Source organism: Streptomyces sp. (assembly GCF_019510245.1).
GTDB lineage: Bacteria > Actinomycetota > Actinomycetes > Streptomycetales > Streptomycetaceae > Streptomyces.
Genome location: NZ_JAEKKT010000370.1, coordinates 1 through 6,089 on the forward strand (window position 1 = coordinate 1; position 6,089 = coordinate 6,089).

The following is a 6,089-nucleotide window of genomic DNA, read 5'->3' on the forward strand; positions in this document are numbered from 1 at the left end:
CGTACCCGTCACCGCCGTCCGCTTCCAGGGCATCATCCACGACTTCGTGATGCTCAACGCCCTGCGCGAGACCCACGCCGCCCAAGCCGCCATCTCCCTGGCCGTACACACCCTGCACACCGCCCTGCACACCGACTGAACCAGGGGACCGGCGTGACCACCGACGACCCGTCCGTGCCCGACGGCCACCCGCGCCTGAGGCACCTCAGGGAACAGCTCACCGAGCACCACCGCCGGAGCAGGGCCGAGCGCGAGGAGGCCGAGCTGGAGGCGGCCGTCGGGGCGGCGGCCTTCGACCTGGGGACCGACATCGCGCACCCCGCCCCGGGCCACGCGGAAGCCGCCTACGACGTCGACGCGGACATCGGCGCCGACCCGCGCCCGCCGTCCCCGTCCGCCCTGCCGCGTACAGCCAGCAAGGAGCGCACATGACCGACTCCACACCCACCGTCGTCCTCGTGCACGGTGCCTTCGCCGACGCGTCCAGCTTCGCCCAGGTCGTACCCGAGCTGCTGGCGGACGGCCTGAAGGTGCTCGTCCCGGCCGTGCCCAACCGCAGCCTCACCGGCGACTCCGCCTACCTCGCCTCGGTGGTCCGTGCGATCGACGGCCCCGTCGTCCTGGTGGGCCACTCCTACGGCGGTGCCGTCATCACCGTCGCGGGCGCCGAGGAGAACGTGCGGGCCCTGGTCTACCTGGCCGGCTACGCGCTGGAGGAGGGCGAGAGCCTCGGCGAGCTCCAGGGCCGGTTCCCGGACTCCGAGCTCGCCTCGGCCCTGGTGTACACGCCGTTCCCGGTCGAGGGCTCGGACGAGCCCGGCACCGATGTCACCGTCGAGATCGACAGGTTCCCCGCGATCTTCGCCGCCGACGTCGACCCGGACCTCGCCCGGGTGCTCGCCGTCTCCCAGCGCCCGCTGGCCGGCGCGGCCTTCGCCGAGGCGGCCCCGGTCGCGGCCTGGAAGACCAAGCCGTCCTGGGGACTGGTGGCGTCCTCCGACCGCACCATCAACCCCGACGTCGAGCGCTACGGCTACGAGCGCGCCGGCATGACCACGGTCGAGGTCGACTCCTCCCACCTGGTCATGCTCGCGCACCCCGAGAAGGTCGCGGACCTGGTCCGCGAGGCCGTCCGGAGCCTCGGTACGGAGTAAACGGCGCACCCCGCAAGGGTGATGCCGAGTGGGCCGCGCACCGGTGCGGACCGGGCGCGGCCCGTCCGCGTGTAGGTACATGTCATGCGGAGAGCGGCGACGAAGGTACGAGCACGGATGCGATCCCCCTGGACCTGGACGGCCCTCGCCGCCGTCACGGGCCTCTGCGCGACCCTGCCGTTCCTCCTGGCCGGCGGCGAAGATCCCCGCCCGCTCTCGGCGGCCGAGGCCCGGCGCATGGCCCTCGCCCCGCTCCGCGCGTACCAGGACAGCCCGGCCGAGGTGACGGTACGGGCACCGCTGCCCGGCGGTACGGCCGTGGTCCGCGCGGTGGTCGACGAGCAGCGGCACCGGGGGGTGGGCTGGTTCGACACGGGGGACGCGGCGGAGCGTGGGCTGCTGGCGTGGGACGGCGCCGGGCTGGAGGTCGCCCGCCCCCGGGTGGACGGCAGCGCGGGCCCGCTGGCGCGGCCGGCGTCGACGGCGGATGCGGTACGGGACGCGGCGCGGCTGAGGCCGACGGCGTGGATCCGCCGCCGCTACGGGCCCGCTTCGCTGGACACGGCCCTCCGGCTGACGCTGTCCCTTGCCGCGGCCCGCCCGGACGACGCGCGCCGGATCGCCCGTTCCGGCCGCCGCCACCTGGGCACGGACCGGATCGACGGCCGCCGGTACGACGTCTTCTCCGCCGCCGACGGACCGCTGAAGTACTGGATCGACGGGGCCGGCCGCCTGCGCCGGGTCAGGGAGGACCTGGACGACGACCGCACGATCGTGGTCGACGTGACGGGGGCGAGGGTGCGGACGGCTGTGCCGGACGGGCCGTGGGCGAGGAGCTGAGCGGCGCCGGGGCCGGGGGAGGCACTGCGCGACCAGCCCCCACCGGGCCGCAGCCGGACAACTCTGTGAACCACCCCACCTCGCCTGTGAGTTGAGCGAACCAGCTGTGGATCGCCGTACCACTCCCTGACGCAGCTGATCCGGATGCAAGGATGATGCGCCATGACGGCAGGATGGTGCGCACGCACGACACGGTCCGCGGTGTTCGCGGCCGTCTGCGTGCTGCTCGCCGCCCTCGGCCACGTCCTGATGTCCGGCAGCCGGGTACCCGTCTGGGCCCTGGCCGCCGCCCTGGCGCTCACCGGCGCCCTCGGCTGGGCCCTGTCCGGCCGTGAACGCGGGCTGCCCCTGGTGGTGTCCGCCGCGGTCGGCGCCCAGACGGCCCTGCACTCCGGCTTCTCCGCGGCCCAGGTGTGGACCACCCACACCGTGCCCATGGGGTCCATGCACATGGACATGGCCGGGGACATGGCCGCCATGAACATGGGGCCGATGCACATGGCCCCCGCTCCCACCGACCCCGTCGAATACCTGGGCTTCGGTACCGGCGGCACCACCTCCACCGGCATGTTCGCCGCCCACCTCCTCGCCGCACTGCTGTGCGGCCTCTGGCTCGGCCACGGCGAACGCGCGGCGTTCCGTATCGTCCGGGCCGTCGCCGGCCGGCTCGTCGCGCCGCTCCGGCTGCTGCTGGCGCTGCCGGCCACCCCCGAGCGCCCGCGGCCCCGGCCGCGCCGCCGCCGTTCGGACCGGGCGCCGCGGCTGCTTCTCCTCGTCCACGCGATCACTTCCCGGGGTCCGCCCGTGCGGACGGCTGTCGCCTGACGACAGCTGGTGTTCCGGGTCGCCCAGAGGCGTCCCGGACGAACACGGCGGCCGCACGCCCCGCACCGACGGGGCCCCAGGGCCGTCTCCCCCCGCTCACCTTTCTCACAAGGACACCGAGTGATCACTTCCGTCCTGCCCGCACGCCCTGCGCCGGACGAGAAACGCGACGCGTCGATCACGGCCTGGGCTCTCGCCGCCCGGTCCGGGGACACGGCCGCCGTGGACGCGTTCGTACGGGCCCTGCACCGCGACGTCCTCCGGTACGTCGCCCATCTCTGCGCCGACCCACAGGCGGTCGACGACCTCGCGCAGGACACGTTCCTGCGCGCGCTGGGCAGCCTGCACCGTTTTGAAGGCCATGGCTCGGCCCGTTCCTGGCTGCTGTCGATCGCCCGCCGGGCCGTCGTGGACAGCCACCGGTACGCCGCCGCCCGGCCCCGCCCGGCGGACGTCCCCGACTGGCAACAGGCCGTGGAGCGGGCCCAGCCGTACGGGCTGCCCGGTTTCGACGACGGCGTCGCGCTCCTCGACCTGCTGGCGGCGCTGCCCGACGAGCGGCGCGAGGCGTTCGTCCTCACGCAACTCGTCGGCCTGCCGTACGCGGAGGCCGCCGAGGTCAGCGACTGCCCCGTCGGCACGGTCCGCTCCCGGGTGGCAAGAGCCCGTGAGGCGCTCCAGGATCAGCTGGCCTGAGGGCCCTCGGCCGGCTCGCCGAACGCCCTCAGGATGCGCTCGGCGGCCAGTGTCGCCGTCAGCGTGCCGTCCCTGACCTGCCGTTCGAGCCCGGGGGCGGCCGCGCGTACCGCGGGGTGGGCGGAGAGCCGGCCGAGCAGCTCGTCCCGGACCATCGACCAGGTCCACCCCACCTGCTGCTCCCGACGCTTGCCGGCGAGCCGCCCGGTGGAGTCGAGCAGCGCCCGGTGCTGCTCGAGCCGCTCCCAGACGGCATCCAGCCCCGTCGACTCGCGGGCGCTGCAGCTCAGCACCGGAGGAGTCCAGAAGGCGTCCTTGCCGTGCATCAGGCGCAGCGCGCCCGCCAGCTCCCGTGCCGCGGAACGGGCGTCCCGCTCGTGCGGGCCGTCCGCCTTGTTGACGGCGATCACGTCGGCCAGCTCCAGGACGCCCTTCTTGATGCCCTGGAGCTGGTCGCCGGTGCGGGCCAGGCTGAGCAGCAGGAAGGAGTCGACCATGTCGGCGACCGCGGTCTCCGACTGGCCGACGCCGACGGTCTCGACGAGGACCACGTCGTATCCGGCCGCCTCCATGACCACCATCGACTCGCGGGTCGCCTTGGCGACCCCGCCCAGCGTGCCCGCGCTGGGGGAGGGGCGGACGAAGGCGTTCGGGTCGACCGCCAGCCGCTCCATGCGCGTCTTGTCACCGAGGATCGATCCGCCGGTCCGCGTCGACGACGGGTCCACGGCCAGGACCGCGACCCGGTGCCCCAGTCCCGTCAGCAGCGTGCCGAACGCGTCGATGAACGTCGACTTGCCCACGCCCGGCACCCCGCTGATGCCGATCCGCCGGGCCCGGCCGCTGTGCGGAAGCAGCTCGGTGAGCAACTCCTGCGCCAGCACCCGGTGCTGTGGCCGGGTGGACTCGACGAGGGTGATGGCGCGGGCGACGACCGCGCGCTTCCCGTCGAGCACACCCTTCACATAGGCGTCGACATCGATCACAGGTCGTGCCCGAGTTCCGCCGACAGCCGCTTCACCAGGTCGTAGGCCGCGTCCGGGATCACCGTCCCGGGCGGGAACACGGCCGTGGCGCCCATCTCCAGGAGGGTCGGCACGTCCTGCGGCGGGATGACACCGCCGACCACGATCATGATGTCGGCCCGGCCCTCCGCGGCGAGCTGCTCGCGCAGCGCCGGTACGAGGGTGAGGTGACCGGCCGCCAGCGAGGACACGCCGACCACGTGGACGTCCGCCTCCACCGCCTGGCGGGCGACCTCCTCGGGGGTCTGGAACAGCGGGCCGACGTCGACGTCGAAGCCGAGGTCGGCGAAGGCGGTGGCGATCACCTTCTGGCCGCGGTCGTGACCGTCCTGGCCCATCTTGGCGACCAGGATGCGCGGGCGGCGCCCCTCGGCCTCGTCGAACGCGTCGACCAGGGCCCGGGTGCGGTCCACGTCCGGGGACTCGCCTGCTTCGTTGCGGTACACACCGGAGATCGTACGGATCTGGCTCGCGTGCCGGCCGTACACCTTCTCCAGGGCGTCGGAGATCTCGCCGACGGTCGCCTTGGCGCGGGCCGCGTGCACGGCCAGCTCCAGCAGGTTGCCGTCGCCGTCCGCGGCCCGGGTCAGCGCGTCGAGCGCGTCCCGGCACGCCGTCTCGTCCCGCTCCGCGCGCAGCCGCCGCAGCTTCTCGATCTGCTGGGCGCGCACGGAGGAGTTGTCGACCTTGAGGACCTCGATCTGCTCGTCGCTGTCCACCCGGTACTTGTTGACGCCGATCACCGGCTGCCGTCCGGAGTCGATCCGGGCCTGGGTGCGGGCCGCCGCCTCCTCGATGCGCAGCTTGGGAATGCCGGCGTCGATCGCCTTGGCCATGCCGCCCGCCGCCTCGACCTCCTGGATGTGCGCCCAGGCCTTGCGGGCGAGGTCGTACGTCAGCCGCTCCACGTAGGCGCTGCCGCCCCACGGGTCGATGACCCGGGTGGTGCCCGACTCCTGCTGGATGAGCAGCTGGGTGTTGCGGGCGATGCGCGCCGAGAAGTCCGTCGGGAGCGCGAGGGCCTCGTCGAGGGCGTTGGTGTGCAGCGACTGGGTGTGCCCCTGGGTCGCCGCCATCGCCTCCACGGCCGTGCGCGTGACGTTGTTGAAGACGTCCTGTGCGGTCAGCGACCAGCCCGAGGTCTGCGAATGGGTGCGCAGGGAGAGGGACTTGGTGTTCCGCGGCTCGAACTGCGAGACCAGTTTGGCCCACAGGAGCCGGGCCGCGCGCAACTTGGCGATCTCCATGAAGAAGTTCATGCCGATCGCCCAGAAGAAGGAGAGCCGCGGCGCGAACGCGTCCACGTCCAGGCCCGCCTCCCGGCCCGCCCGGATGTACTCGACGCCGTCCGCGAGCGTGTACGCCAGCTCCAGGTCGGCCGTCGCGCCCGCCTCCTGGATGTGGTAGCCGGAGATGGAGATCGAGTTGTAGCGGGGCATCCGCTGCGAGGTGTAGGCGAAGATGTCGGAGATGATCCGCATCGACGGCTTCGGCGGATAGATGTAGGTGTTGCGGACCATGAACTCCTTGAGGATGTCGTTCTGGATGG

General features: G+C 73.3%; 7 protein-coding genes and 1 pseudogene. 6 read left to right on the forward strand and 2 right to left on the reverse strand.

Annotated elements, in window-relative coordinates; translation table 11 throughout:
* The 6 genes and pseudogenes from JF597_RS51780 to JF597_RS51805 all read left to right on the forward strand — a co-directional run.
* A pseudogene (locus JF597_RS51780) lies at positions 1–139 on the forward strand (esterase); the annotation flags it as partial.
* A gap of 14 nt (positions 140–153) precedes the next feature.
* On the forward strand, positions 154–432 hold the full coding sequence (locus tag JF597_RS51785; RefSeq protein WP_294013661.1) for a hypothetical protein: 279 nt from the start codon (positions 154–156) through the stop codon (positions 430–432).
* Positions 429–1,154, forward strand: a complete 726-nt coding sequence (locus JF597_RS51790) for an alpha/beta hydrolase (RefSeq protein ID WP_294013663.1) — start codon at positions 429–431, stop codon at positions 1,152–1,154. Before JF597_RS51785 ends, JF597_RS51790 begins: the two co-directional genes overlap by 4 nt.
* A 117-nt stretch (positions 1,155–1,271) precedes the next feature.
* Complete coding sequence (locus JF597_RS51795) at positions 1,272–1,994, forward strand: hypothetical protein (RefSeq protein ID WP_294013666.1); 723 nt, start codon at positions 1,272–1,274, stop codon at positions 1,992–1,994.
* Positions 1,995–2,156: 162 nt separating this feature from the next.
* Positions 2,157–2,819 carry a hypothetical protein gene (locus tag JF597_RS51800; RefSeq protein WP_294013668.1) on the forward strand — a complete coding sequence of 221 codons (663 nt, stop codon included), beginning with the start codon at positions 2,157–2,159 and terminating at the stop codon, positions 2,817–2,819.
* A gap of 120 nt (positions 2,820–2,939) precedes the next feature.
* The gene (locus JF597_RS51805; protein ID WP_294013670.1) at positions 2,940–3,515 is read left to right on the forward strand and encodes a sigma-70 family RNA polymerase sigma factor; all 576 of its coding nucleotides are present in this window, start codon (positions 2,940–2,942) and stop codon (positions 3,513–3,515) included.
* On the opposite strand, the gene meaB is transcribed toward JF597_RS51805, so the two are convergent.
* Together meaB and scpA are read right to left on the reverse strand one after the other, a co-directional pair.
* The gene (gene meaB / locus JF597_RS51810; protein WP_294013673.1) at positions 3,503–4,501 is read right to left on the reverse strand and encodes a methylmalonyl Co-A mutase-associated GTPase MeaB; all 999 of its coding nucleotides are present in this window, start codon (positions 4,499–4,501) and stop codon (positions 3,503–3,505) included. The genes JF597_RS51805 and meaB overlap by 13 nt on opposite strands.
* On the reverse strand, positions 4,498–6,089 hold a 1,592-nt coding region (gene scpA, locus JF597_RS51815), incomplete at its 5' end, for a methylmalonyl-CoA mutase (protein ID WP_294013675.1). The genes scpA and meaB, both read right to left, overlap by 4 nt.